2 protein-coding genes and 3 pseudogenes are annotated in these 1,381 nt (G+C 61.1%); all 5 read right to left on the reverse strand.

Translation table 11 applies throughout. The features are described 5' to 3' along the window. The coding region (locus H8F21_RS29120) for a DUF2388 domain-containing protein (protein WP_203585828.1) at window positions 1–253 on the reverse strand (253 nt) is incomplete at its 3' end. Between the two features lie 69 nt (window positions 254–322). After that, complete coding sequence (locus H8F21_RS29125) at window positions 323–769, reverse strand: NfeD family protein (RefSeq protein WP_159956197.1); 447 nt, start codon at window positions 767–769, stop codon at window positions 323–325. A 4-nt stretch (window positions 770–773) separates the two neighbouring features. Beyond that, window positions 774–1,130: pseudogene (locus tag H8F21_RS29130) on the reverse strand (SPFH domain-containing protein); the annotation flags it as partial. Continuing rightward, window positions 1,104–1,244: pseudogene (fliI, locus tag H8F21_RS29135) on the reverse strand (flagellum-specific ATP synthase FliI); the annotation flags it as partial. The pseudogenes fliI and H8F21_RS29130, both read right to left, overlap by 27 nt. Next, a pseudogene (locus tag H8F21_RS29140) lies at window positions 1,234–1,381 on the reverse strand (flagellar assembly protein FliH); the annotation flags it as partial. The pseudogenes H8F21_RS29140 and fliI, both read right to left, overlap by 11 nt.

Consider the following 1,381-nt stretch of genomic DNA (forward strand, 5'->3'; position numbering starts at 1 on the left):
GGCCAGGGTTGTCGGCGCGGACCCTCTGCATGGCGGCCTCCAGGTAAGGGCCACGGATGCCGCCGTCGCTGGCAACAAAACTGCCGGCGTCGTCTTGTGCGGCGACCACCAGCTTGTGGTCCTTGAACGTCAGGTACGTCGAGCCAGTAGTGGCGCCCGACGAGATGACATTGCGCCAGAAACTGTCGGCCATGGCTGAACCGACAGGGAGGGAAAGCACAGCAAGGGTAGCGACAGCATATTTGAGACGCATGATGGGTGACTCCGGGTGGGTGATCTGTACTTTATGATTGTAGTTAACCCAATCGAGTTCCATCACCGACTAAACAGTTTCAACCTTCAGAATGACGCCTGCTTGGCCAACCACCCGTACTTGAGCGCCTACAGGGGTGTCCGGGCCGGTCACCATCCATACGCCATCACCGACTTTTACCTTGCCCCGGCCATCCACAATGGCTTGGTGCACCATGAAGGTGCGCCCAATCAACTCCGAACCCCGTTCATTCAGCCCCGGCTGGTCGCTGGCCTTGGCACTGCTGCGTTGGCGCTTCCACCAGTACACCGCCGTTAGTATCGACAACACGGCAAACAGCAGCAGTTGCCATTCCAGGCCCAAGGGCGGCACCAGGAACTTGATTACGCCCACTGCCGCTGCGGCGATACCCATCCACAACAGATAGCCGCCGGCGCCGAATACTTCAAGAATCAGCAGCACGGTGCCCAGTGCCAGCCAGTCCCAAAATGACAGGTGCTGCAAGAAGTCCCACATGGCCTCAGCCTTTCTTGCTGTCGAAGGTGGCCTTGACGATCTCGCCAATACCGCCGACCGCACCGATCACCTGGCTGGCTTCCAGCGGCATCAGAATTACTTTGCTGTTGTTGGCCGAAGCGAGTTTGCCCAGGGCGTCGATGTATTTCTGCGCCACGAAATAGTTGACCGCCTGCACGTTGCCCGACGCGATCGCTTCCGACACCACCTGTGTTGCACGGGCCTCGGCTTCGGCCTGGCGCTCACGGGCTTCGGATTCAAGGAACGCCGCCTGGCGGCTACCCTCGGCTTCAAGGATCTGCGCCTGTTTCTTGCCCTCGGCCGTCAGGATCGCCGATGCCCGCAGGCCTTCGGCTTCGAGGGTCAGGCCGACCATGCGCAACAGGCGCCCTTCGAGAATCGGCTGGCCCGGCAACTCAGTGGCCTCGGCGTAGCTGCCCAGGCGCTTGGCGAAGCTGGTGCGATCAAGGCGCATCGGGGGCGTCCAGGTCGACGCTCAGGTCAGGTTCGGCCGGGTTCAGCACTTGCTCGTGAACCTGGTCCAGCAGTTTGGCCATGATTTGGCTGATGCGGGTTTCCACCGTGGCATCGATGCGGCTGTGTTCGGTCTCG

Origin of the sequence: Pseudomonas arcuscaelestis, from assembly GCF_016881005.1 — a bacterium.
Taxonomy (GTDB): Bacteria; Pseudomonadota; Gammaproteobacteria; order Pseudomonadales; family Pseudomonadaceae; genus Aquipseudomonas; species Aquipseudomonas arcuscaelestis.